The sequence below is a fragment of the Thiovibrio sp. JS02 genome, assembly GCF_053485635.1.
Map to the genome: position 1 here is coordinate 587,603 of NZ_CM130715.1, position 22,978 is coordinate 610,580.

Here is a 22,978-nt window from a genome sequence, read left to right on the forward strand (position 1 = left end):
CCCCTCGCCGCTTGCGCTCCTCCTGCCAACTGAATATAGTGGAATAAATTCTTCCTTTTCCTGCTTTCTTTCGCCGGAGTTGCCCATGATCGCCGCGTTGCGTATGTCCTGTCGTTTCCTTGCCCTTGGGATGCTGCTCATTCTCTTTCCCCTTTTGCCGGGTTGCGCCGTCAACCCCGTCACCGGCAAAGCCGAGCTGGCCTTCTACTCCATGTCCGAACAGGAGGAGATCTCCCTTGGCCGCAAGGCCTTTCCCCAGGCGGTCCAGCAGATGGAAGGGGAATATGACGATCCCCGGCTCAAAGAGTATATCAATTCCGTGGGGCAGCGCCTGGCCAGGGTCAGCCATCGGCCCGGCTTGCCTTACACCTTCAAGGTGGTCAATGATTCGCAGCCCAATGCCTTTGCCGTGCCCGGCGGCAACATCGCCATTACCCGCGGCCTGCTCGTCGATCTGGAAAACGAGGCCCAGCTTGCCGCGGTCCTGGGCCATGAGATAGGGCACGTCACGGCCCGGCATTCCCTGCAGAATCTGCAGCGCGGCATCCTCTTGAACCTCGGTCTGCAGGTGCTTGCCCTTGAAACCGGCGGGACTACATACAGCGCTCTTTCAAGGCAGGCCGGCCAGATTGCCGGCGCCGTGATTTCCAGCTCCTACAGCCGCGATGAAGAGCGGGAGGCGGACCGGCTCGGCATCGATTATATGGTCCGGGCCTCTTACAATCCCCAAGGGGCGGTGCAGTTGCAGGAATATTTCATGAAAAAAAGCGGGGAGCAGGATCCCCTCTGGATTTCCGGGCTCTTCCGTACCCATCCTTTTTCCGGGGAGCGGATGCGCGATAACCAGAACTATATCGAAAGCGTTTACGCCGGCATCTTGCGGAATGACGCCTACACCCTGGCCGCGGAAGGTTTTCTCCAGGCAATCAGGCCCCTGCGGGAAAGCAGGGAGGCGTTCAAGGAGTATGACAGAGGCAAGGAACGGGAGCGGGCCAATGATCTTGCCGGCGCCATTTCCCTTTATGAGCAGGCAGCGCGGAAGGCGCCCGGGCAGTCGCTTCTGCACAACGGTTTGGGGCTCGCGTATCTGAAGGCCAACAGACTTGGCGAGGCGAAAAAATCGTTGCACAAGGCGGCGGATCTCAATGGCGAGTATTTTGAAACCCATTTCGGCCTTGGTTATGCGTACCTGAAGGAGGGCGATCTCGGGCGGGCCAAAATGCATCTTGAGAAGAGCATGAAGTTGATGCCCACCCTGGGAAGTGCTTTTTTTCTGGCGGAAACCTATGAGAAAAGCGCTTCCGTCAAGGAAGCCTTTCAGCTCTACAAGCAGGTTGCCGAGGCGGATTCCGCGGGCAAGCTGGGCAAAGCCGCGGCGGGGCGGGCCCAGGCCCTTGCCCGGCAGTATGGCGGTCGTTAGCAGGAGGGGGGGATGGTGCCGGAGGAGCGCTTCAGGAAGGGTTCGAAGAGGTAGCGGAGCTCTTCCAGGGATTGCTTGATCACATAAGGGAGCGCCTTGGCGTACATGTCGAGGAGGACGATGGCGTTGATGGAGGAATCGGTTTTCGCGGCGTGCCGCAGCCTCTTCGCCATGCCCATGTTGACTTCCTGGATTTTGAGATAGATCTTCTGCAGGCCGGACAAGTTGAAATCCGCCGTTTCCCCGCTATTGTTGACAAAATATTGTGAGAGCATATAGGTGGCGGTGGCCCGGAAAATGGTCTCCTCCTCGCTGGCCAGGGGCAGATGGAAGCGGGCCATGGGCTTGAAGAACGCGGTGCAGGGGCAGGCGCTCGTGGCAATGACCAGGCCCAGCAATGAACAGATGGCCTTCTGCGCCGTGGTTGCCTGTCTGCACAGCCGTTCCTCGGTTGTTACTTCAAGCAGGACCTTGTCAAAGGAGAGAAGCCTGTCGAAGCGCTTCACAATGGGAGCAAGGTTCGCCGCGGCAGGACAGTCGGGGGTTGCCGCAGGCAAAGGGCAACCGGCGCATTGGCAGAAGGAAAGAGCTGTCCAGCCTGGGAGCTTGTCCGAGGTTTCCGGCAACATTTCGAGGGTCAGGGGATCAAGGCGGACCGTAAACCGCTCGACGCTCTTGTCCTGCAGCTCGAAAAGATATTCGATTGTCAGCGGTGGTTGTTCCATGCTTCTCAGCGTCCTTTTATGGACATCCCGAACCTGCGGCCGGTCTCATATGCCGTCTCCAGATAATCGGGGTGGGCGAGCGCCTCGCCTCGGGCGTCGAGCCCGCGGAAATAGAGTTCCTCGCACAATTCGGTGTCAATGGCATCGAAAAAATACCTGACCGAGAGGCTTGCCCCCTCGAAAAGCCGTTTGCCCCGGCTGGCGGCGACCGAGAGGAAAAGTCCTTTTTTGCTGTAGTTGCTTGCGCCGGGGGGAGTGTTGTCCAGCCAATGTTTTTTTTACCCAAAAGGATTGGCAGCGGTCCATGAAAATTTTTGTCTGGCCGCTCACCGTATAGAAAAATATGGGTGAGGCAAGCATGATTGCCTGGGCGGCGGGAATAAGATCGTAGAACTGCTGGAAATCGTCTTTGATCACGCAGCGGCCATTGTTCTTGCAGCCATAAAGCTCAAGGCAGGGCGATATGTGCAGGGAGCGGAGTTCCAGGCCGGTAACCTGGCAACCGGCCGAGCGGGCGCCCTCCACGGCCCGGGCAAGCAGTAAATCGGTGTTCCCTGCGAGACGGGGGCTGCCGTTGATTGCCAGAATGGTCGGCATGATCCCTCCCTGGGTTCCTTCCGGCTTCGCGGGAAAAGTGCCGCCGATCTCGCCGGGAGTGATGATCGGTTCGGGTGGCGATGCCAAGAGGTATCTTATTTATAGCCCAGGAGGGGCGGAAGGGGAATGTATTTATCGGTTGCCTGGGAAATCGCCCGATTTTTGACGGTTCCCGCTTTGACTTTCACTTTGGCGCTCTGTACACTGTTGATAATCGCGGTTCCTGGCGGGATTGTCCCCGTCCCTTATAATTTTTTCAGGTAGCCCATGACGGCCAGTCAGTTATTTTCCACGGTTCTGGTATTTCCCGGTATTCTTTTTCTCTGCGCGGCGGCCCTGCTCTGCATGCAGACCTATCGGCAGGTTCCCCATTCCCTGCAACGGCGTTGGCTGGCATTGACCGGCTTGATCGCTTTTTTCATTTTCGGATATCTCTTTTTCGTCATCATCCAGATCAGGCGGATTCTTTTTCCTGTCGAGATCGTCACCGGCCTTATCTTTCTCGGCGGTGCCTTTTTTGTTTTCCTGGTGATCAGCCTGTCCCGGAAAACGATCTATAAGGTGCAGGAAACGGATCGGGAAATCAGCAGGGTCAACGCCTCGCTGGTCCAGAAGAACAAGGAGCTTGAAGAGGAGGTCGTCGCCCGCATGGAGGCGGAGAGCCGGGCCAGGGTGCGGCTGCAGCACCTGACCACCCTGCATGCCATCGATATGGTGATCACCGCCAGCCTGGACCTGCGCCTCACCATGAAGCTCTTTCTCGAACAGACCGTGCCGCAACTGGGCATGGACGCCGGGGCGATTCTGTTGTTGAACCCGCATACGCAGTTCCTTGATTACGGGGCCGATTGGGGGTTTGACGGTGTCGGCATCCGGAAATCCCGGGAACGCCTGGGCGAGGGCAGCGCGGGGCTCGCGGCCTACGAGCGGCGGGTTGTCCAGATCGACGACCTGAGCCGAGAGGCCAATTCCTTCATCCGACGGGAGATCCTGGCGGATGAGCGGTTCAGAACCTATCTGGCCGTCCCTCTCATTGCCAAGGGGCAGGTGAAGGGGGTTTTTGAAATTTTCAGCCGGTCCCGGTTCAACCCGGAGCCGGAATGGTTCGATTTCCTTGAGGCCCTGGCCATTCAGGCGGCGATCGCCATTGAAAACGCCACCCTTTTTCGGAAGCTGCAGGAGTCGAATATCGAGCTGACCCTGGCCTATGATACAACCATCGAGGGGTGGTCCAAGGCGCTCGAATTGCGGGATTCGGAGACGGAGGGCCATACCCAGCGGGTTACCGAGCTTACCCTGAAGGCCGCCTGCGCCGTCGGCATGCGCGAGGATGAACTGGATCATGTCCGGCGCGGGGCCTTGCTCCATGATATCGGCAAGATGGCGGTGCCGGATTCCATCCTGATGAAGCCGGGGCCCCTCAGTGCGGAGGAACAGCAGACCATGCGGCAGCACCCTCTCTTCGCCTTTCAACTGCTTTCCCCCATCCATTACCTGCGGCCGGCCCTGGATATCCCCTATTGTCACCACGAGTGGTGGGACGGCAGCGGCTACCCCCGCGGGCTCAAAGGCGAGCAGATCCCCCTGGCCGCGAGGATTTTCGCCATTGCCGACAACTGGGATGCCCTGATCTCGACCCGCCGTTACCGGGAGGCATGGTCGCGGGAAAAAGTCGTCGAGCATATCCGCTCCCTGGCCGGCAACCAGTTTGATCCCAGCCTTGTCGATATCTTCCTGACCATTGTCTGAGCAGGGTTGCCGTCAGGGGCAAAACCCGGCTCTGTTTTTTCGCAAAAGCATCGATTTCTTTTGCCGGAAGCCGGGAAAATCGGGAAAGCGGCCTGTGTCGATGTCCTGCCCGCAGGGCATTGTTTCTCTGAACAAATAGCGGCTGGGAGGCCGATCTTGCGGGAGGGATGCTTGAAAGTGCTGCTGATTGTGCTGGGAATGCTTTGGGGTGTTGTCATGATTTACGGGCAGATCAAACCCCTGCCCCAGGGGATTTCCGTTGCCGGCCGGCGTCTTGCCGCCTCCGAGGTTGAGTTCCTCCATGATCTCACCTATAGGCGCGATGGCGGCCTGGTGTCCGAACAGCGGATATTCGCGAGGATGTGCAGAATCATTGCCGAGGCGGAACGGTTTGTTCTGCTCGACGTTTTCCTTTTTAACGATCTCCACGACCCTGGGCACTCCTTGCCGACCCTGACCGCCACCCTCACCGAGACGCTCCTTGCCAAAAAAAAGGAATGCCCGGGGATTGATATCGTGGTGATCACCGACGAAATCAACAGCAATTACGGGGTGTCGCAGCCTGAACATTTCCGCAGGCTTGAAAAGGCCGGGATCCGGATCGTTTCCACCGACACAGCCCGGTTGCGTGATTCCAACTTTGTTTATTCCGCGGCCTGGCGCATGGTTGCGCAATGGTTCGGCGGCGAGGGGCCGGGCTGGCTGCCCAATCCTTTCGCGGCAACGGGTCCGAGAATGACCCTGACCAGCTATCTGCGGCTCATGAACTTCAGGGCCAACCACCGCAAGGTGGTTGCCAGTGAAAAAGAGGCCATGGTCACCTCCGCCAATCCGCACGACGCGAGCGCCTGTCATTCCAACATCGCCCTGGTTGCCAGGGGGGAGGTGGTGCAGGATATCGTGGAGGCGGAGCAGGCGGTGGCGGCGTTCTCCGGCCTTTCCCTGCCGCCGTGGCAGGCGGAGCAAGGGCAGGCGTCCGGTCCCCTCGAACTGCAATTTCTGACCGAAGGCAAAATCAAGGCGAGGCTGCTGGAAGGCCTTGGGAATTGCGGGTCCGGGTGCACGGTGCGCCTGGCCATGTTCTATCTCGCGGAGAGGGAGATCATCCGCGAACTTCTCGCCGCCGCCGAGCGGGGGGCCCTGGTGCGGATAATTCTCGATGCAAACAGCGAGGCCTTCGGCCGCGCCAAGAACGGCCTGCCCAACCGGCCAGTCGCCCATGAACTCGTGGAAAAATCCCGGGGCAGGATAGCGCTGCGCTGGTACGCAACCAGCGGCGAGCAGTTCCACAGCAAGCTGACCATGATCACCTTTCCGGAGCAAAGCCTGATTATCGGCGGTTCCGCCAATCTTACCCGCAGAAATATTGACGATTTGAACCTGGAAGCCTGTCTTGCCGTGCTTGCGCCCAACGGGACAGCGATTGTCCGCGAGGTTGCCGCATATTTTGACCGGATCTGGCAAAATGAGGATGGCGACTATTCCCGCGCAGCAAGCGAGTTTTCCGACCCTTCCCCCTGGCGGTATGCCAGGTATCGGTTCCAGGAATGGAGCGGAATGAGCACCTTTTAGGCAGATGCTTGCCCTACCTCTCCGGGCGGAAATAGTCTTGTTCCGCGCTTCGCGAATCTGCTACGATGGAAAATATTGGGGATGTCGTCCACGCTGCCGGCTGTATGCCGCCCGCGAGGGTATGGGCATGGGGCTTGCTTGCTGTACGGCCCGTCAGGAATGTATGCCAGCTCCTGCCGTGGGGAGTGAACGGACACGGGTGTCGCTGCCAATCAACCATGAAGCCCGGGAGGGGGAAACCAAGGAGGTTGCGATGAAAGAGTTAACGCCATGGAAACCATTAGGGGAACTCGGCACATTGCGAAAAGAGATGGACAGGTTGTGGAACCGTTTTTTTGAGGATTCGCCGCTTTCCTCCATGATGACGGTCAGTTGGGCCCCGAACGCCGATATCTCCGAAACAAAGGACAAACTGATCGTCAAAGCGGAGCTGCCCGGTCTTGCCGCGGCGGACATCAACATCAGCCTCTCCGGAGACCTGCTGACCATCAAGGGCGAAAAGAAAAAGGAGAGCGAGGAAAAAGACGAGCATCATTACTGTCTGGAGCGTTATTACGGCGGGTTCCAGCGCACCTTCCGTCTGCCGGTTGAAGTGCTGGCGGACAAGATAGACGCGAAATTCGACAAAGGGGTGCTGACCATCACCATGCCGAAGAGCGCCAAGGCGCATAAGAAAGAGATCAAAATCAAGGTGAAATGACGGCGCCATTGCGCCGGCAAAGACTCCCCCGGGCTTTTTTTTCAAGTGAAGGAGATGGAATGGCGAAAATAACGCTGCAGGGCAACCCTGCGAAAACCATTGGCGCCCTGCCGAAGGTCGGGGCAAAGGCCCCGGATTTTATTCTGACCAAAACGGACCTCGGCGATGTCAGTCTCAAGGACTACGCGGGCAAGCGGCTGATTCTCAATATCTTCCCGAGCATCGACACCCCGGTTTGTGCCACCTCCGTGCGCCGTTTCAACGCCGAGATCAACAAGATCGCCAATGCCGTCTGTCTGTGCGCCTCCCTGGATCTTCCCTTTGCCCATGCGCGTTTCTGCGGGGCCGAGGGGCTTGAGAACGTGATTTCCGTTTCCGAGTTGCGCGACAGGACCTTCGGGGACGCGTATGGGGTACGCATCATGGACGGACCCTTGAAAGGTCTGCTTGCGCGGGCCGTTGTCATCATTGACGAGAAGGGGAAGGTGCTGCACAGCCAGCTGGTGCCGGAGATCAGCCAGGAGCCGGATTACGAGGCGGCACTGGCGGTGGTGAAATAAAAAGCGGGCGGCGGGGGGGGCGTTGATTTCCGGAGTTCCCCTCGTCCCTACCTGCTTACCCCTTCCATCTTCGCGCCGTCAAACTGGGCGCCGGTCAGGTTTGCCCTGTCCAGGGCGGCGTTTTTCAGGTTGGCGTTCCTGAAGTTGGCATTGCTCAAGTCTGCCTTGTAGAAATCAGCATCCTCAAAATCAGCTTCTTCGCAATTGGCTCCGCTTAAGTTGGCCCCTTTGAGGTTGGCCCCTTCCAGCTTTGCATCACGCAGGTTGGCGCCGGCGAGGTTGCTGCGCTCAAGATAGGCGCCGGCAAGTTTCCTGCCGGAAAGGTCAGCGCCGGCGAGATCGCACTCCACGCAGCGGTTGAGCTGCAGCAGTTTTTCAAGATCGGTGAGCTGCGGGACTTCCGTCTCCTTGCCCACGGCAAGCTTTTTCTGCAAGAAAGGTTTGGCCGGTGCTGAGGGCACAGCGGTTTCCGGAGGGGAGGGCACCGCGACCCGGGCGGGGTCCGGCGCTTCCTGAGCCGCCAGCGCCAGCAGATCTTCTTCTGTAATGGCCGGGGACTCTTCTGTCTGGGCCGGCTCGGGTACGGCAGCCGCGGCGGTCAAGGCGGCGGGACGCTCCTCTGCCTGTTCCGGCCGCAGGGTTGCGGTGAACTCCGGGGTGCCGCCCGGTTGGAGGGGCAAATCGTCGCCGGCTGCCGGGGTATCTTCCGGAGCGTCCCCGACCTGCCGGGCATCCTGATCCGGCACCACTCTCTTGTCGCGGTATTGAGCAAGGAAGGCGTCGATGTCCTCTTTGCTGCCGATCTGCCGTTGGTTTTCGATAAGGGTGCCCACCAGATAGGCGCCGTCGAGCTGGGCGTCGGCAAGGGCTGCGCCGGTGAGGTCGGCGTTATAGAGATCGGCGCCGGAAAGGATGGCGTTTTTCAGGTTTGCATTGGCAAGGCTTGCCTCGGCAAGATCAGCCATCTTGAGGATGGCGCCTTCCAGATTGGCGCCGGCCAGGTTGGCGCGGGCCAGATTGGCGCGGCTCAGGTTAAGGCCCACCAGATTGGCGCCGCTGAGATTACAGCCTGCGCAGGCGTTCTGTATCAGCAGGCGGTCCAGATCCGTCTGCGGCTCCCGGGGGCCGGCCTCCGCATCCTGGGTCTTGGTGGTGACGCGTACCGTGCGGACTTGCGGGGCAGTGGCCGTGGCCGGCACCGATTCCGGTTGCGTCGCCTCCGGTTCGGATTGGTCGGTTGCAGCCGGAGTTGCGGCGGCAGTCCCGCTTGCCGCCACGGGCGATGCCGGGAGAGCGGCCTCCGGTCGCTGCGCCGGCACTGTCGCCTCTTTTTCAGCGGTTTCGACCGGATATCGGTCAGAGGCGACGGTGTCGGCAACCGGGCCGGCCGGCTGGGGTTTGTCGGAGGCGATGGCCGCGGAAGCGGGAGCGGCCGTCGTGGTATGGGCGGGCGGTTCTTGGCCGAGAGGCTCTTCGACAATCGTTTTGTGCGGGATCGTTGTTTCCGGAACGGGTTCCGCCAGGGGTTGTGTTTCCACCGGGGGCGCCGCCGGGATGGTCAGGGCATTTTCCGGGGCCTGATAGCCGTCATTCTCAAGGAGGGCCTTTTCGTAATTGCTCCGCTCCAGGGCGGCGCCTTTCAGCTCTGCGCCCTTCAGAAAGGCGCCGCTGAGGTCGGCTCTGTACAGATCGGCCTCTTCCAGATCGGCATCGACGAGGTTGGCGCCGGTCAGGTTGGCCGCCTTCAGGTTGGCCCCTTCCAGGTCCGCCCCCATGAGATTGGCTCGTGAGAGATTGGCTCGTTCCAGATAGGCGCCCGCAAGCTTTGCCTTTTTGAGATCGGCGCCAAAGAGATCACATTCGACACAGCGTTTGGTGGCAAGGAGGGTATCCAGATCCTTCTGGGTATAGGCTGAGGCAGCGGAAGGGCAGACGGCGACGCAGAAAGAGCAGAAAGTGAGTACCGTCGCGGATGTTTTCATTATCGAGTTTGCCAAAGTCATGTAACCCTTAGGTGGTGTCGCCGGCCGCAAGGAGAATCCGGGGCTGAGCCGGAGAAAAATCACGCGTTCATCCGTTTGCAAATCTGATTAAAACCATGGGCCGGACTTTGTCAAGCTAAGATGCGAGCTTGGCAAAGCGGATGGCATGAGGGCAGGGGCAGAGGTGGCGGATTATTTTTTTCTTTCCGCAAGGATTTGTCGAGCAATGGGGAGGCAAATTTGGTAGATAGGGATTCTTCGTAATTGCGCAATTTTTCAGCAAAACAGCACGTTTGGGAGGACACATGCTGGTTAAAGACATCCTTGCCGAGAACAGAATTTCCTTCAGTTTCGAGTTTTTCCCCCCCAAGGAGGAGGCCGGCTTTGAGAATCTCTTTGCCAATATCTCGGATCTCATGCCCCTCAAGCCGGCCTATGTCAGCGTGACTTACGGGGCAGGCGGCTCCACCCGGGACCGCACCCACAAGCTGATCGTCAGGATCCAAAAGGAGACCAACCTCACCGTGGTTTCCCACCTCACCTGCGTCGGTTCCAGCCGTGACGAGATCGGGGCGATACTTGCCAATTACGCGGAAAGCGGCATCAGAAACATCCTGGCCCTGCGCGGAGATCCGCCCAAGGGCCAGAAGGATTTCGTCCAGCCCAGGGACGGCTTTGCCTTTGCGGCGGATCTGGTCGCCTACATCAAGAGGAATTTCCCGCGGATGGGCGTCGGCGTGGCCGGTTTTCCGGAGGGGCATCCCGCCATGCCCAACCGGCTTCTCGAAATGGATTATCTCAAGGCCAAGGTCGATGCCGGCGCAGACTATATCGTGACCCAGCTTTTTTTCGACAACCGTGATTTTTATGATTTCCGCGACCGTTGCGAGCTAGCCGGCATCGGGGTGCCGATCATCGCCGGCCTCATGCCCATTACCAGCCGAAGCGGCATGGTCCGCATGGCCGAGCTTGCCGCCGGTGCCCGGGTGCCAGCCCCGCTGCTTCGCGCCATCGATCGGGCCAAGAGCGACGAAGCCGTGGAAAAGGTGGGGGTGCATTGGGCCACCGAACAGGTCCGCGACCTGATTGACAACAATGTGAAGGGCATTCACTTTTATACCCTCAATAATTCCCGGCAGACCTTGGAGATCTACCAGAGCCTGGGCGTGGAGGATTCCATCCAGCTCGGTGCCTGATTTCCTCTTGTTGTTCTCCGAACCATGCGGGGCGGTTGCCTTTCTGGCGGCCGCCCTGTTTGTTCAGCCATGATGGCGAAAGGGGGGTCAGGCGTTGCGGCGGGCTTCCGCCACCAGGGCATCTGGAGAGGCTTTTGCCGCGGAAGCAGGCTGCAGCAGGCGGGAGGCGATGGTGTCCAGGCAGCGGGCATAGGCGCTGGCCGGATGGGCGGGAAGAAAAACCTCGCCTTTGCGCACGGCCTTGCGGACCAACTCGTCGTAATAGATGAGGCCCAGGGTGGATGACCGCATGGCAAGGCTCTTTTGCAGCGTCGCCTCCATCCTCGTCGCCACCGTGACATCCTCGGCCTGATCTCCCATGTTGTAGACGAAGCGTGGTTGAAAAAAGCCGCAGCGCCTTTTGATCCTTTCCGCCAGAGGCCCATCGTGCAGGGCAATGCAGGCAAGGATGGACTGCACGGTGAGGTTTTCCCTGTTGGCCGGCTGGCGGTAGGCATCGAGAAGCATTTTCCGCAAGACCGTGTTTTCCCTGGCAAGGGCGAGGATGTTGGCGAACATGAAATTGCGCAGGAAGACCAGGGCGTTCATCAGGGCCGGTGAGTCCAGGGTGGTGATAATGATGCCGTTGTTGGAGAGCCCGAAGAAGTTCATGGTGTTGATGGAGGAGCCGGCACCAAGATCGACGAGCACATAGCGGGCCGGGATTTTCTGCAGCTCTTCAAGGAGCTGAAAACGCTGTCCGGTCGGGATGTCCGCCATGAAGGGCGTTTTGCCGTCGCCGGGCAGGAAGCGCAGGTTTTTGATGGTGGTGGGGACGATCAGGCTTTGCAGGTTGCCAAGCCGCTGCTTGAGATAATCTCCCACCCCGGGGTTGGTGTTGGCAAGCCCCAGGTAGGTGTGGAGGTTCGAGCCTCCCAGGTCGAGATCCACGGCCACCGTATCGTGGCCCCTGTTCGCCAGGGCGATGGCCAGGCTGGCGGAAAAGATGCTTTTGCCGACTCCGCCCTTGCCGCTGGCCACGGGAATGATGGTTGCTCTGCCGGTTGCCTGCATCGCGGGCTAGGATGCGTTCTCTTTCTGGTGGCGGGGCCACCACTTGAAAATTCCGTAGACCGAGAGGAACAGATACACGGAAAAGAGAAAGGCTTCAGCCATCAGGCCTTTCATGGAAAAGCTGATGATCCAGCCCAGGTTGGAGATGGTCCAGATCACCCAGCCGGCGGCGCGTTTTTGCAGATTGTAGATGGTGCCCAGGATGCTGAGGCCGGTGAGAAGCCATTCGTACATAAAATTTCCTTGGTCGTTGCCTGGGGCAGGAGGCTTGGCTGATTGTTGAAAGATCCTGTTTCGGGGCAGCCTGCGGAGAGGAGGTTACGGAATGCGTTTTTGTAGCTTAAAGCCAAAGAGGGGAGACGGCAAGTACCATTGTGCATAATTTTATGGTATAGTGCGGGACTTTCGGATAAAACTCGATATTTCGTGGAGATAAAATCCCGTGTCGGGGTAATTAAAAAAGGAGAACAGTATGTCCAAGGCGAAAAAGGGAGACAGCGTCAGTATCCATTATACCGGGAAACTGGAGGACGGCAGTATATTCGATTCCTCCGTGGGACGCGAACCCTTGGAGTTTACCATTGGTGACGGCCGGGTGATCCCCGGGTTTGAGGAGGCGGTGCTCGGCATGGCCATCGGCGACACCAAGAACGTCACCATCCCCTGCGTAAAAGCGTATGGCGAAAAAAATGATCAGCTGGTCATCGAGGTGCCCCGCAGTCAGGTGCCGCCGGATCTCAACCCGGAGCTTGACCAGAAGCTGCAGATGGGCGGGCCCAACGGCGAGGTTATTCTGGTCACGGTTGTCGGCCTCAACGACGAGGTGATCACCCTGGATGCGAACCCGCCCCTGGCCGGCAAGGATCTGATTTTTGACCTGGAGCTGGTCGCCATTTCCTGAGACAGGGAAGCCTGAATCCGAGGCAGACCCTGGTGCGCGCAGGCCGGGTTTTTTTGAGGTTTTTCCCGGGGCCGAGGGTTTTTTGGGAAAAATTCTCCTGCCCGGTTGTGTTCAGCGCCTTCTTCTGGGAAGATATCCAAAAAGACGGGGTGTTGAAGAATTTTCAGGCATGGGGTGCGGTCGTGGGCAAGGCCAGCGGCAATTTTTCTTCTGTTGCAAAAAACGGCTTTCTGGCCGTTGCGCTGCTTTTCTTGAGCGGCTGCGCCTCTCTCTTTATCACGCCGGTGGTCGAGCCGGTGGTCAGGAATCTCAACCGCCAGTCCGACCTGGAGCTGGTTTGCGATGGGGCGCCCGCCTATCTGCTCATGCTCGACAGCCTGATCGCCGGGAACCCCGATAATGAGAAGCTTCTTCTCAGCGGGGTGCAGGCCTACTCCGCCTATGCCACCATCATGCCGGAATGCCCGGGCCGTGCGCAGCGCGCCGCGGTCCTGAGCGAAAGGGCCAGGGAATATGGGTTGCGGCTGTTGCGCCTGTCGGGCCTGGCAGCCAGCACGCCGGGGCAGGCGGTCGCCGATTTTTCCACGTCCCTCGCGGCGGTGGACAGAGCCGGGGTGGAAAAGCTTTTCTGGGCCGGCTACGGCTGGGCAACCTGGATCGGCCTGCAGCAGGGCGCCCCGGCGGCAATGGCCGAGTTGCCCAAGGTGGAACAGCTCATGCTGCGGGTGCTCGCCCTGGACGAGGGGTACTACAACGGCGGCAGCCACCTTTTTCTCGCCATCTATTACGGGTCAAGGCCGGCTCTGCTGGGGGGCAACCCCGAGGCAAGCCGCGGCCATTTCGACAGGGCGCTCGTCTTGAGCCAGCGGCGGTTTCTGCCCGCCCTGGTCGCCTATGCCGAGCATTATGCGCGCCAGACCTTTGATCGTGAACTCTATGAGAGTCTCCTTGCCGAGGTCTTGGCCTTTGACCTGGCCAGCGCCCCGGAGCTCACCCTGCCCAACGTGGTGGCAAAACGTAGGGCATTGCGCCTGCTGGCCAAGACCGACGAGTATTTCTAGGGGGAATTATGGAGCGATTTTCTGTCAGGATATGCGTTCTGCTGCTTGCCGCCTTGTTCTGCTCCCCGGCCACGGGACAAGCGGCTCCGCGCTATCTCTTCAAGGTCGCCTCCCTGGCGCCGGACGGCAGTGTCTGGACCAAGCGCTTCCAGGATTTTTACGACGAGGTGGCTGCGAAAAGCAACAATGAGATCGGCTTCAAGGTATACATGGGCGGCGTGATGGGCGACGATCGCGCCATGTACCGCAAGATGCGGATCGGCCAGTTGCACGGCGGCGGCTTTACCATGACCGGGATCAGCGAGGTGGTGCCGGATTTCAGGGTCATGGGCGTCCCGTTCTTCTTCAACTCCTATGCCGAGGTGGACCGGGTCTGGGAAGGGCTCTTTCCCCTGTTCCAGAAGGCCTTTGCGGAAAAAGACCTTGTTCTGCTGGCCATGACCGAGGTGGGGTTCATCTACACCATGTCCAGCGAGCCGCTGACCACGGTGGCGCAATTGCGTGCCACCAAGTGCTGGGCCCCGGAAAGCGATCCCGTGAGCCGCTCCTTCCTGGAGGACATGGGAGTCACTCCCATCCCGCTCTCCATCCCCGACGTGCTGCCTTCCCTGCAGACCGGCATGATCAATACGGTGTTCAACAGCTTCTACGGCTCCATCGTCCTGCAATGGTTCACCCGGACAAAATACATTACCAATGCGCCCTTCGGCTACGCCTATGGCGGGTTGATCTTTTCCAAGAGCGCCTTTGACAAACTGCCCGCCAAGTATGTCACTCTGATGGAAACAGCGGCCCGTAAGCATTTTGCCGGTCTTCTGACCGACACCCGGAAGAGCAACGAGGAAGCCCTGCAGACGCTGAAGAACAACGGCATCCAGTTGCTCGGCGCCGAGGAGGCTTCCCTGCGGGAGCTGCATGCCACCCGCGACCGGACGGTGCAGCGCTTGGTCGGCACCGCATTTTCCAAGGAGATCTACGAGGCCGCCACCCGGCTCCGGGCGGACTTCCGGGCTGGCTTCGGGAGAGTCGCCGAGGCGAAATGAGTCAGCTCAGAGTGCTCACCGGAGTCTTTCCGCGGCTTGTCGGCCTCCTCAACCGGCTTGAGGAGGCTTTGCTTTGCCTGCTCCTGGTGGGCATGGCTGTTCTGGCCTGCGTCCAGATCGGACTCAGGCTTTTCGCCGCCGGTCTTCCCTGGGCTGATCCGTTCCTGCGTTATCTGGTTCTCTGGGCAGGGCTTTTGGGGGCCGGGGTGGCGACCAGGCTGAACAGGCATATCGCCATCGATCTCGCCTCCCGCCTGCTCCCGGCCCCACTGATGATCTGGCTGTCGGTGCTGATTCAGCTTTTTTCCGCCCTTGTCTGTCTGGTGCTGACTTACGCGGCAGTGGTCTTCGTGCGGGGAGAAGCGGCATACGATGCCGGTCAACGCCTGATCGGTCTTGCTCCCTGGCAGCTCAATCTCGTTTTTCCCATCGCCTTTGCCCTGATCGCCCTTCGTTTTTTCGCCGGCAGCATCGGCGATTTCCTGGCTGCCCTCGGCAAGATCAATCCTGTGCGCTGAGGGGGGAGGCGGGAAGGCATGCTGCAGATCCTGAAGGTTCTCACCCTTGGCCTTGCCGTGCTGGGCAGTCCGCTCTTCGTGGTCATTGCCGCCCTGGCTCTTCTTTCCTTTTACGGCATCGGCGTTGACCTTTCCGTGGTGATCGTCGAGATGTCGCGCCTGGCGGACACTCCTCTGCTTTTATCCCTGCCGCTCTTCATTTTTGCCGGCACCCTGCTTTCGGAAAGCAGGGCTCCCGTCCGGATGCTCGCTCTTTCCCATGTCTTCTTCAGCTGGCTGCCCGGAGGGCTTGCCGTCCTGGCTCTGGTGGTGTGCGCGCTTTTCACCGCCTTTACCGGCGCCTCCGGGGTCACCATCTTCGCCCTGGGCGGGCTGTTGTACCCGGCCATGCTCAAGGATCGCTATTCGGAGCAGTTCTCCCTGGGGCTGATCACCACCTCAGGCAGCCTCGGCCTGCTCTTTCCGCCAAGCCTGCCCCTCATCCTCTATGGGGTGATTGCCGAAGTCAGGGTGGATCACCTCTTCCTGGCCGGGATTCTGCCCGGCCTCTTCATGCTTTTTCTGCTGGCCGCCTTCAGTATCCACAAGGGGAGAACGGCGCTCAGGCCCGTCAAGCCGCCCAAGGATGGAGACACTGTCCAGGCCTTGCGAGCGGCGGCCTGGGAGCTGCCCCTGCCGGTCATCGTGCTCGGCGGGATATATGGCGGTTTTTTTGTCGCCGGCGAGGCGGCGGCCATCACCGCCCTGTACGTGCTGGTCGTGGAGGTTTTTATCTATCGGGATATTTCCCTCGGCCGGCTGCCGGGGATCATCGTGCAGAGCATGGCGCTCTTCGGTGGGATCTTCGTGGTGCTGGCCGCCTCCATGGCTTCCACCAATTTTCTGGTGGATCAGGAGGTGCCGACCAGACTCTTTGAGTTTATTCAGGCGCACATCACCAGCAAATACACCTTTCTTCTGCTCCTGAACATCTTCCTGCTCATCGTCGGCGCCATGCTCGATATCTTTTCGGCCCTGGTGCTGGTGGTGCCGCTCATCGTGCCCATTGCCAGGGGGTACGACGTGGATATCGTCCACCTGGGAATCATTTTTCTCACCAACCTGCAGATCGGCTACTGCACACCGCCGGTGGGGCTCAACCTTTTTCTGGCCAGTTATCGCTTTGAAAAACCGGTGGTGCAGCTTTACCGGGCAACCCTGCCTTTTCTCGGTCTGTTGCTCATCACCCTGGTATTCATCACCTATTTTCCCAAGTTGAGCCTCTTTCTCGTACAGTGGCTCGGCTGAGCCTATTTCTGCCGCAGCAGAGCCCCGTTGGCAAACTCTCCGGCAATCTGCCGGCCGTCGGCCAGGTGGATGATCCCGTGGCCGTGGGGGACGTTTTTGGCAAAATCGCCGCAATATCGGCCGCCATCCGGGAAATAGAGGGTTCCCTGGCCGCTGGGCCCGCCGCCGCTGAAGTTTCCTTCGTAGCGGCCTCCGTTCGCCATCACCAGGATTCCCTGCCCCTCGGGGACGCCTTTTTGGAAGGTGCCGAGGTATTCCCCGCCGTTGGGCAGGTCAAGACGGCCCTGGCCGTGCGGGACGCCATTCTTGAGTTCGCCGTTGTATTGGCCGCCGTCGGCAAGGGTGACCGTTCCCTTTTCCAGCTTGTCGGCGTTGCTGTCTTGAGAGTTTTCCATGACGGGAGCCTCCGGATTGTTCTGTTGCAGTGGCGCGGGGCCGCGGTTCTTTTTCCGTTGCCCTTTCCTTTACTGGCATACCCCGCTTTGAAAAATGATACAATATCTTTGTCGGAAGCGTGACGACGGAACGGGCGCCTGTCCGGGGGCCATTTTTGTCAAGGAGCATAGGGATGCAGGAGCATTTCCAGTGTGAACTCGTCAGCTGGAAAATCATGTATGGCCTCTGTCGCAGATTGGCGCAGATGGTGCGCAAGTCAGGATTCAAGCCGGAGGTGGTGGTGGCCATCGCCCGGGGCGGTTTCGTCCCAGCCCGGCTCATCTGCGATTTTTTGGAGATCAATGAATTGGCCAGCATGCGGGTCTTTCATTATCGGGCCGGCGCTGACAAGGAGCGCACGGCGCGGCTGGTCGCGCCTCTTTCCCTGGATGTGCGGGGCAGGAAGATCCTGGTCGTTGATGATCTGGTGGACACCGGCGATACCATGGTGGTCGCCATGGCGCATCTGGCCGGGAAGGGCGCGGTCCAGATCAGGACGGCGGTGATGCAGTCCAAGAAGGGGGCGGAGTTTCACCCTGATTTTGTCGCGCGCAAAATCGTGCGCTGGCGCTGGGTGATTTATCCGTGGGCGGTCCTGGAGGATCTTGCCGGCTTTCTCCGTCGCAAAGGGGTCGTTCCGCAAAGTACGGAGGAGCTGGGCGACTATTTTTTCAGGGAGTATGGGGTGAAAATTTCCGGCGCCGTGCGCGCGGATGTCCTCGCCATGCTTGCCCGCTCAGAGAAGGAATAAGTTCCGCCCTGGGGGTGATTTTCCCATGATTCCAGACGAGAGCTATCGGAAAATTTTTTTGAAGCCCGGGGAGATCTGCATCGCCGATGCGCCCTGTTTTGTCTGGACCACCCTCGGCTCCTGCCTTTCCGTGGTTTTTTTCAGCCCGCGCCTGAAATTGGGCGCCATCTGCCATGCGCAGTTGCCCTTCCGCGGCCGGAACGGCTCGCGGTGTTGGGACGCCTGTCCGGTGAAATGCATGCAGGATGCGCCATCCTCCTGCGATTTCAAATATGTGAACTGTGCCGTAAACCATATGCTGGATGAATTTTTGCGGCGGGGGGTCGCCCGCCAGGAGCTTGTGGTCAAGATCTTTGGCGGGGCCAATGTGCTGAGGATTTTTGACGGCAACCAGAGCGTGGGCGAGAGAAACGCGGCCGAAGCGCTGAACCTGCTGGCCAGTAAGAACATTCCCGTAACCGCCAAGGATGTGGGTGGTGAAAATGGGCGCACCCTGGGTTTTTATTCCGATACCGGGCAGGTGATTCTGAAAATAACCCCGAAAAGCGCGGACTTTTAGCCTGAGGCCGGTTTCCCTTCAGCAGATCCCGCCCGCCGGTCTGGTGGCGTCGTAAAGGGTCAGTTCCCAGACATCCTTGCCTGTGTCATGCCGGATGATGTAAAGGGCGCCGTCCGCGCCGATGAACTTGAAGTAGCGATGGTCCGGGGCAAGCCAGCAATCAAGGAGTTCCAGCACCTCCACGCTCCTGCGGGCAAAGGTAATCCGGCGCGGGGTCTGTTCGCCGCGGTACCCTGCATAGCATTCAACCTGGATGGTCACCGACACCTGACACCTCCTGCTAGTCGTCATCCTCGCGATGGGTGCCCTGGATTCTGCCGGTAAAGGGAACAAAGGCCACGGTGAGTATGGCCTGGCTGATGAGCTTCCTGTCGGTTTTTTCTACCAGCATCAACTCCTGGGGCATGTGGGGCGCGCCGACGGGAATAACCAGCCGGCCAAAGGGCTTGAGCTGGGCGATGAGGCAGGCGGGAACTTTCGGAGCAGCGGCAGTGACGATGATGCCGTCATAAGGGGCATGTTCCGGCAAGCCGTCGCTGCCGTCGCCGTTGATGACCTCCACATTGTCGATTCCCTGTTTGTCCAGATTCAGGGCGGCCTGCTGCGCCAGGGCCGGAATGATCTCCACGCTGTAGACCTGTTTGGTCAGCTTGGCGAGAATGGCGGCCTGGTAACCGCAACCGGCCCCTATCTCAAGAATGATGTCCTCCGGACTCGGCTCCAGGAGGTCGGTCATCAGGCCGACGATGAATGGTTGGGAGATGGTCTGGCCGTTGCCGATGGGCAGAGGATTGTTGTCGTAGGCATAATCCTTGAGCTCCCGAGGGACAAATTCCTCCCGCGGCACCGCGGCCATGGCGTCGAATATCCGCTGCTGGAGGGTGTAACGGCCGGTAATGCCGCCGGTATAGCGGCACTCGCTTTCGATGGTGCGGAGCATTTCCTGCATTTTGTTCTTGTCCATAGCCCCGCCGTAAGCCAAGCTCCCGTTTTCCCGTCAACAACTTCCTGATCTCATGATGGCTTAACCCCTGCTGGCGAGTCAAAGAATTTATTACGGCGCCGGGAATTTCCGGCAGGCCGGAATTCGCCGGTTGAGCTGGAAAAAAAAGATCAGCCAATGATACAATGTATTTTTCATTTCATTTGCCTGCGGAGAAGATGGGCATGACGGCGAAGCAGAGACGGGCCGCTAAAGCCCGCTGGGAACACTTTCAGCATGTCGCGGACATAGGGGTGCGCGGTCTGGGACTCACCGTGGAGTCGGCTTTTGTCCAGGCCGCCCTGGCCATGACCGCCGTGCTTACGGAACCGGCCACGGTGAGGGCGCTGGCGAAGGTTGAAGTTGCCTGCGAGGCCCCGGATCTGGAACTGCTTTTTGCCGACTGGCTCAATGCCCTGCTCTACGAGATGGCCACCCGCAGGATGCTTTTTGCCCGGTTTGCGGTGAAGATTGTCGGCACCTCCCTCAACGGCGAGGCTTGGGGGGAGGCTGTTGATACAGACCGTCATGCGCCGGCCGTGGAAATAAAGGGGGCGACCTACACCGCCCTGAAAGTGGCGCAAACGCAGGAGGGGCTCTGGTTGGCCCAGTGCGTGGTGGATGTCTGATCTGTTCCGCCGCGGCACTGGGAGATGGGGGATTTTGCCTGGGGAGGGGATGCTATGGAACTGGGATTGTTTCAGCGGCGGGATGAATACTGTTGGGAGATAGAGCCGTTCGGCAGGATGCGGGTTCCGGCCGTGATCTACGCCAGCGAGAAGCTCATCCGGGAGATGGATGAAAAGGTCCATGAGCAGGTCACCAATGTCGCAACCCTGCCCGGGATTCTCAAAGCCTCCTACGCCATGCCGGACGCCCATTGGGGATATGGCTTTCCCATCGGCGGGGTGGCGGCCTTTGCCGCGGAAGAAGGAGGGGTGATTTCCGCCGGCGGGGTCGGGTTTGACATCTCCTGTGGGGTGCGGACCCTGACCACCGGTCTTTCGGCGGCTGAGATCCTGGCCCGGCAGGAAGAGCTTGCCCGGGTGCTTTTTCGGCTCATTCCAGCCGGAGTGGGCAGCACCGGCAACGTGCACCTGGACGCCAGGGGCATGGAGGCCATGCTGCGGGGCGGAGCCCGGTGGGCGCTGGAAAAAGGCTTTGGCCGGCAGGAGGATCTCGAACGGATTGAGGAGCAGGGCTGCATGGAGGGCGCTGACCCCGACGAGGTTTCCGAGTATGCCAAGAAGAGACAGCGTAACGAAATGGGCACCCTGGGCTCCGGAAACCATTATCTGGAGGTGCAGCGGATCGTGGAAATTTTTGACCCGCAAACCGCGGCCGTTTTCGGCCTCAAGGCCGGGGAAGCCCTGATCAGCATCCATTGCGGTTCCCGCGGTCTGGGACATCAGATCGGTACCGAATTTCTGAAGCGCATGGCCGTCTCGGCCGGCAAGCATCATCTCGTTCTGCCGGACCGCGAACTGGCTTGCGCGCCCATCGATTCCCCGGAAGGCCGTGCCTACCTCGGCGCCATGCGCGCCGCCATCAACTGCGCCCTGGCCAACCGCCAGATTCTCACCCATTTGACCAGAGCCGCCTTTGCCGAGGTTTTTCCTTACGCCGATCTCAAGCTCCTCTATGACGTATCCCACAACACCTGCAAGGTTGAGGAACATGAGGTCGCCGGAGTCAGACGGCGGGTATTCGTGCACCGCAAGGGGGCGACCAGATCGCTGGGGCCTGGTCACCCGGCCATTCCCCCTTCCCTGCGCCAGGTGGGCCAGCCGGTGCTGATTGGCGGCACCATGGGCACGTCCTCCTACATTCTGGTGGGGAGCAAGGAAAGCGAGGGCCGCGCCTTTTCCTCGGCCTGCCATGGCGCAGGCCGGGCCATGAGCCGGAACAGGGCCTTGAAAAAGTGGCGTGGCCGCGAGGTGGTGGACGAACTGGCCAGGCAGGGAATCCTCATCATGAGTCCCTCCCTGCGCGGGGTTGCCGAGGAGGCGCCCGGCGCTTACAAGGATGTGAGCGAGGTCGTCGAAGCAGCGCATGCAGCAGGACTTGCCGGCAAAGTGGCCCGGGTGGAACCCATGATTTGCGTGAAGGGTTAGTCGTTGGTAAAAATTATCAAATTTATGGCATTGTCTTAAAATCTTTATTATTTTAGAAATTGTCAGGCGGCTGGTTTCTTTTTCAACGCAGGCGGGAAAGACATGGAATTTTTTTTGATACGGGCCGGTTTTATCTTCGACTGGATCGAGCTGCAGGTGGAAAGCAAGGATGGGCAGAAATTCTTCGCCACGCTCCTGGTCAGTTTTTTTATCGCGGCCATCCTGGTCATCGAGTGCAACCGCAGGCAGCTGCTGCCGGCCTCCATTGCTCCCCATTTCTCCCGCACCCATCTTGCCGCCATCGAGCAGGCCTTCAACCTGCTTCTGGCCCTGGAGGTAATAAGCCTCATCTTCAGCCTGGTCCACTCGGTGACCAAATCGGTGGGCAAGCAGTTCGAGATCCTTTCCCTCATCCTCCTCCGCGACACTTTCAAGGAGTTTTCCCATTTTCACGAGCCGTTGCAGTGGCTGGAGATTCAGGAATCCCTCAGCGCCATTGTGGCCTCGGCCCTCGGCGCTTTGCTCATTTTCGTGGTGCTCGGTTTTTTTTATAAGGCGCAGCGGTCCCATCCCATCACAGCCGATGAGAATATCAGAAGCCATTTCATTCTCACCAAGAAGTTGCTTGCCCTCCTGCTGCTTTTTTCCTTCATCGGCATCTGCGCCGTCGATCTCTGGGGGTACTTCAGCGCAGGGCATCCGGAAAACGCCTTTGCTTCCTTTTATACCCTGCTGATCTTCAGCGACGTGCTTGTCGTCCTCATTTCGCTCAGGTACAGTTCGCATTATCTGGTTTCCTTCCGTAACTCGGGCTATGCCGTGGCCACGGTCCTCATTCGCCTGGCCCTGATCGCGCCCATCACCATCAGCGCCATCATCGGGGTGGGGACCACCCTTTTTGCCTTGGGTATCAGCCTGGCCTACAACGCCTTTGCTCCGAACGTGAAGACGCTCGCCGTAGAAACCTGAGGGGTTTCCTCCCGCGCCGGGCGGCGGGCTTTTTCAGCCGCCAACAATTTTGCTGCAGGAAGCGCGCAATTCCTGTATACAACCAGAGGATATATTGAGATTTTTTCTGGTTGCAGAGACTGCGGGAGCGGAACGTCATGCCCTATTGCCGTATAGTGTTGGCCGATGACCATGCCCTGATCCGGCACGGCATCAAAAAGATGATAGAGGAGAACCCCCTGCTCAAGGTGGTGGGGGAAGCTGCCGACGGCCTGGAGCTCATCGGACTGCTGAGAAGTACGCCGGCCGATCTGGTGATTCTGGATATTTCGATGCCCAATCTGCGCGGCATCGAGGCGATTCGGGAAGTACGCAAGATCTGTCCGCAGGCCAAGGTCCTCATGCTCACCATGCACAAGAGCGAGCAGTACCTCTGCGCCTCCATCGGTTCCGGCGCCGACGGCTATCTGCTCAAGGAGGATTCCGACACCGAGCTTCTGCCGGCAATTGCCAAGATCCGCCAGGGCGAGTTCTATATCTCTCCAAATCTCTCCAAGGAATTTTCCGAAGATGTTATCGCCTCTTGCCGGGGGCGGGCGGAGGAGGGGGGCGAGGTGCTCACCCCCCGCGAGAAGCAGATCCTGCAGATGGTTGCCGAGGGAGTCACCAGCAAGGATATTGCCGATAAGCTCAACATCAGCAAGCGTACCGTCGAGCACCACCGGGCCAATATGATGAAGAAGCTCAGCATCAAGCGGGCCGCCGATCTGATCAAATATGCCATCGCCAAGGGGCTGGTCGATACCCCGCCAGAATGAGGGGGCT

25 protein-coding genes are annotated in these 22,978 nt (G+C 59.5%); 17 read left to right on the forward strand and 8 right to left on the reverse strand.

Annotated features, from left to right (window positions below; translation table 11 throughout):
* Positions 1 to 85 precede the first annotated feature (85 nt).
* Positions 86 to 1,420: a M48 family metalloprotease gene (locus tag ACUUL3_RS02880; protein ID WP_448554400.1), complete on the forward strand. Its 1,335-nt coding sequence runs from the start codon at positions 86 to 88 to the stop codon at positions 1,418 to 1,420.
* Here the strand turns inward: ACUUL3_RS02880 and ACUUL3_RS02885 are convergent.
* Positions 1,417 to 2,145, reverse strand: coding sequence for a DUF6901 family protein (locus tag ACUUL3_RS02885; protein WP_448554401.1), 729 nt, complete (start codon positions 2,143 to 2,145; stop codon positions 1,417 to 1,419). The two genes, ACUUL3_RS02880 and ACUUL3_RS02885, sit on opposite strands and share 4 nt — an antisense overlap.
* Positions 2,146 to 2,280: 135 nt before the next feature.
* The gene (locus ACUUL3_RS02890) at positions 2,281 to 2,742 is read right to left on the reverse strand and encodes a flavodoxin family protein (RefSeq protein WP_448554403.1); all 462 of its coding nucleotides are present in this window, start codon (positions 2,740 to 2,742) and stop codon (positions 2,281 to 2,283) included.
* 267 nt (positions 2,743 to 3,009) lie between these two features.
* Here ACUUL3_RS02890 and ACUUL3_RS02895 point away from each other — a divergent pair, with 267 nt between their 5' ends.
* From ACUUL3_RS02895 to tpx, 4 genes are all read left to right on the forward strand, one after another.
* Positions 3,010 to 4,491, forward strand: coding sequence for an HD domain-containing phosphohydrolase (locus tag ACUUL3_RS02895; protein ID WP_448554405.1), 1,482 nt, complete (start codon positions 3,010 to 3,012; stop codon positions 4,489 to 4,491).
* Positions 4,492 to 4,668: 177 nt separating this feature from the next.
* On the forward strand, positions 4,669 to 6,063 hold the full coding sequence (locus tag ACUUL3_RS02900) for a phospholipase D-like domain-containing protein (protein ID WP_448556421.1): 1,395 nt from the start codon (positions 4,669 to 4,671) through the stop codon (positions 6,061 to 6,063).
* A gap of 253 nt (positions 6,064 to 6,316) precedes the next feature.
* Positions 6,317 to 6,763 carry an Hsp20/alpha crystallin family protein gene (locus ACUUL3_RS02905; RefSeq protein WP_448554407.1) on the forward strand — a complete coding sequence of 149 codons (447 nt, stop codon included), beginning with the start codon at positions 6,317 to 6,319 and terminating at the stop codon, positions 6,761 to 6,763.
* Positions 6,764 to 6,822: 59 nt separating this feature from the next.
* A complete protein-coding gene (gene tpx / locus ACUUL3_RS02910) occupies positions 6,823 to 7,323 on the forward strand; it encodes a thiol peroxidase (RefSeq protein ID WP_448554409.1) in 501 nt (166 codons plus the stop codon).
* Between the two features lie 47 nt (positions 7,324 to 7,370).
* Here tpx and ACUUL3_RS02915 read toward each other — a convergent pair whose 3' ends face one another.
* Positions 7,371 to 9,305: a pentapeptide repeat-containing protein gene (locus ACUUL3_RS02915; RefSeq protein WP_448554411.1), complete on the reverse strand. Its 1,935-nt coding sequence runs from the start codon at positions 9,303 to 9,305 to the stop codon at positions 7,371 to 7,373.
* Between the two features lie 305 nt (positions 9,306 to 9,610).
* On the opposite strand from ACUUL3_RS02915, the gene metF reads away from it, so the two are divergent.
* Positions 9,611 to 10,501: a methylenetetrahydrofolate reductase [NAD(P)H] gene (gene metF / locus ACUUL3_RS02920; RefSeq protein WP_448554413.1), complete on the forward strand. Its 891-nt coding sequence runs from the start codon at positions 9,611 to 9,613 to the stop codon at positions 10,499 to 10,501.
* 87 nt (positions 10,502 to 10,588) lie between these two features.
* On the opposite strand, the gene ACUUL3_RS02925 is transcribed toward metF, so the two are convergent.
* A complete protein-coding gene (locus ACUUL3_RS02925) occupies positions 10,589 to 11,554 on the reverse strand; it encodes a P-loop NTPase (RefSeq protein WP_448554415.1) in 966 nt (321 codons plus the stop codon).
* A 6-nt stretch (positions 11,555 to 11,560) separates the two neighbouring features.
* Entirely contained in the window at positions 11,561 to 11,788 is a 228-nt protein-coding gene (locus tag ACUUL3_RS02930) for a nicotinamide mononucleotide transporter (protein WP_448554417.1), read from the reverse strand.
* A 238-nt stretch (positions 11,789 to 12,026) separates the two neighbouring features.
* Between ACUUL3_RS02930 and ACUUL3_RS02935 the strand changes: the two genes are divergently transcribed.
* From ACUUL3_RS02935 to ACUUL3_RS02955, 5 genes are all read left to right on the forward strand, one after another.
* Positions 12,027 to 12,455 carry an FKBP-type peptidyl-prolyl cis-trans isomerase gene (locus ACUUL3_RS02935; RefSeq protein WP_448554419.1) on the forward strand — a complete coding sequence of 143 codons (429 nt, stop codon included), beginning with the start codon at positions 12,027 to 12,029 and terminating at the stop codon, positions 12,453 to 12,455.
* Positions 12,456 to 12,604: 149 nt separating this feature from the next.
* Positions 12,605 to 13,516: a TRAP transporter TatT component family protein gene (locus tag ACUUL3_RS02940; RefSeq protein ID WP_448554421.1), complete on the forward strand. Its 912-nt coding sequence runs from the start codon at positions 12,605 to 12,607 to the stop codon at positions 13,514 to 13,516.
* Between the two features lie 8 nt (positions 13,517 to 13,524).
* Positions 13,525 to 14,559, forward strand: a complete 1,035-nt coding sequence (locus ACUUL3_RS02945; protein ID WP_448554423.1) for a TRAP transporter substrate-binding protein — start codon at positions 13,525 to 13,527, stop codon at positions 14,557 to 14,559.
* The gene (locus ACUUL3_RS02950; RefSeq protein ID WP_448554425.1) at positions 14,556 to 15,077 is read left to right on the forward strand and encodes a TRAP transporter small permease; all 522 of its coding nucleotides are present in this window, start codon (positions 14,556 to 14,558) and stop codon (positions 15,075 to 15,077) included. The genes ACUUL3_RS02945 and ACUUL3_RS02950 overlap by 4 nt, the downstream gene beginning before the upstream one ends.
* Positions 15,078 to 15,095: 18 nt before the next feature.
* Positions 15,096 to 16,364, forward strand: a complete 1,269-nt coding sequence (locus ACUUL3_RS02955) for a TRAP transporter large permease (RefSeq protein WP_448554427.1) — start codon at positions 15,096 to 15,098, stop codon at positions 16,362 to 16,364.
* A gap of 2 nt (positions 16,365 to 16,366) precedes the next feature.
* On the opposite strand, the gene ACUUL3_RS02960 is transcribed toward ACUUL3_RS02955, so the two are convergent.
* Positions 16,367 to 16,759 (reverse strand): hypothetical protein, encoded by a 393-nt coding sequence (locus tag ACUUL3_RS02960; RefSeq protein ID WP_448554429.1) that lies wholly within the window; start codon positions 16,757 to 16,759, stop codon positions 16,367 to 16,369.
* A gap of 173 nt (positions 16,760 to 16,932) precedes the next feature.
* Here ACUUL3_RS02960 and ACUUL3_RS02965 point away from each other — a divergent pair, with 173 nt between their 5' ends.
* Positions 16,933 to 17,550, forward strand: coding sequence for a phosphoribosyltransferase (locus tag ACUUL3_RS02965; RefSeq protein WP_448554431.1), 618 nt, complete (start codon positions 16,933 to 16,935; stop codon positions 17,548 to 17,550).
* Positions 17,551 to 17,575: 25 nt separating this feature from the next.
* Entirely contained in the window at positions 17,576 to 18,109 is a 534-nt protein-coding gene (locus ACUUL3_RS02970; protein WP_448554433.1) for a chemotaxis protein CheD, read from the forward strand.
* Positions 18,110 to 18,127: 18 nt separating this feature from the next.
* Here the strand turns inward: ACUUL3_RS02970 and ACUUL3_RS02975 are convergent, their stop codons facing one another.
* Together ACUUL3_RS02975 and ACUUL3_RS02980 are read right to left on the reverse strand one after the other, a co-directional pair.
* Positions 18,128 to 18,376, reverse strand: a complete 249-nt coding sequence (locus tag ACUUL3_RS02975) for a hypothetical protein (protein ID WP_448554434.1) — start codon at positions 18,374 to 18,376, stop codon at positions 18,128 to 18,130.
* Positions 18,377 to 18,389: 13 nt separating this feature from the next.
* Positions 18,390 to 19,073, reverse strand: coding sequence for a protein-L-isoaspartate(D-aspartate) O-methyltransferase (locus ACUUL3_RS02980; protein ID WP_448554436.1), 684 nt, complete (start codon positions 19,071 to 19,073; stop codon positions 18,390 to 18,392).
* 203 nt (positions 19,074 to 19,276) lie between these two features.
* Here ACUUL3_RS02980 and ACUUL3_RS02985 point away from each other — a divergent pair, with 203 nt between their 5' ends.
* The 4 genes from ACUUL3_RS02985 (at position 19,277) to ACUUL3_RS03000 (ending at position 22,971) form a co-directional block, all read left to right on the forward strand.
* A complete protein-coding gene (locus ACUUL3_RS02985) occupies positions 19,277 to 19,720 on the forward strand; it encodes an archease (protein ID WP_448554438.1) in 444 nt (147 codons plus the stop codon).
* 54 nt (positions 19,721 to 19,774) lie between these two features.
* Entirely contained in the window at positions 19,775 to 21,205 is a 1,431-nt protein-coding gene (locus ACUUL3_RS02990) for an RtcB family protein (RefSeq protein WP_448554440.1), read from the forward strand.
* 102 nt (positions 21,206 to 21,307) lie between these two features.
* Complete coding sequence (locus ACUUL3_RS02995; RefSeq protein ID WP_448554442.1) at positions 21,308 to 22,174, forward strand: hypothetical protein; 867 nt, start codon at positions 21,308 to 21,310, stop codon at positions 22,172 to 22,174.
* Between the two features lie 137 nt (positions 22,175 to 22,311).
* Positions 22,312 to 22,971, forward strand: a complete 660-nt coding sequence (locus ACUUL3_RS03000; protein WP_448554444.1) for a response regulator — start codon at positions 22,312 to 22,314, stop codon at positions 22,969 to 22,971.
* The last annotated feature ends 7 nt before the right edge of the window (positions 22,972 to 22,978 follow it).